Source organism: Burkholderia sp. BCC1977 (assembly GCF_905339595.1).
Taxonomy (GTDB): Bacteria; Pseudomonadota; Gammaproteobacteria; order Burkholderiales; family Burkholderiaceae; genus Burkholderia.
In genome coordinates, this window is record NZ_CAJPGQ010000141.1 from 1 (window position 1) to 1,161 (window position 1,161).

The 1,161-nt window shown below is 57.9% G+C and carries 1 protein-coding gene and 1 pseudogene; one reads left to right on the top strand and one right to left on the bottom strand.

What is annotated here, in order from left to right:
- The coding region (locus U5771_RS35125; RefSeq protein ID WP_322028173.1) for a LysR family transcriptional regulator at positions 1-537 on the bottom strand (537 nt) is incomplete at its 3' end.
- Positions 538-686: 149 nt separating this feature from the next.
- Between U5771_RS35125 and U5771_RS35130 the strand changes: the two are divergent.
- Positions 687-989, top strand: a pseudogene (locus tag U5771_RS35130) (Tn3 family transposase); the annotation flags it as partial.
- Positions 990-1,161: the final 172 nt, after the last annotated feature.

Genomic DNA, 1,161 nt, shown 5'->3' on the forward strand with positions numbered 1-1,161 from the left:
CGCTTTGGGAGACAGCAACCCGGGAGCACAGACCGGCAGCAGCGTGTCCCAGGTCAGTCGCTCAGCACGCAACCCCGTCCATTTCCCGTGCCCGTAGCGGATCTCCAGATCAGCTTCGACATCGGTGACGCTGCTATCGCCTCCCCAGATATTGCTCGTAATGCGTAGATTGACGTTCGGATACCGCTTGCGAAAGTCCGGTATGCGCCATGCGAGCCAATGCGTGAAAAACACCAGACTCACTCGCACCGTCAGCACCTTCAGATGCCCTTGCCCGAAAATCTCGTCGGTGGCGGCAGCAAGCCGCTCTATCGCTTCATGCACGACTGGCAGGTAGGCGAGTCCGGCCTCGGTCAACTCGATGCCTCGCGGCAGGCGCTTGAATAACGCCGTACCGAGCTGAGCTTCAAGTCCTTTCACCTGCTGGCTGATCGCGGCCTGGGTCAGATTCAACTCGGTCGCCGCGTGCGTGAAACTCAGGTGCCGGGCTGACGATTCGAATGCACGTAGCCAATTGAGCGGTGGAAGTCGTTTCATCGTGCGAATCGTTGCAATAGATCGGATGGGCAAACGAGAATACGGCATTCTATCGCACCGATGCGATCAGAATCGGTCGCTGGGCACCGCGGCGGATGTCGAGAGGCAACGACAAGTTGCTCGCGAGCGCGACATCATATGAGGGATCGGCAATCGATATCGACCGCATTCGGGTGGACCTTGCGCAGGAATCGCTCGCCGTAGTGTCATCAGCATTGAGCCCGCTCTCGATCATCTTGATCGCGTAGAACGCCACCGACGTGCAACGCGATATCGACGCTCGTCTGGAACAACCGGTTGAAGCGGACCGGTTGCGGCGAATCGCTCCCACTCATATCGAAGGTATCAACTTGCGCAGCACCTTCAATTTCCCAGTGCCGCTCTATCCGAAGCGGATCCTGCCAAGTACCGCGGCCGACAACGCCATCGCATCAACAAGCCACCGAGCTTAACAAGGTGGCCGTTCGGGCCAAGTTGCACAGCTGGCGATGGTGGAATTTCGAGCCGACACTACCAACTGACAACGGCCAGCGACCTCCAAGCGAGGGGTAGACAGTATCGCTTTGATTTATACAGGCATTTATTTGGTTCATCGTGGAATTCCGGGGAATGCAGCGCGGATCT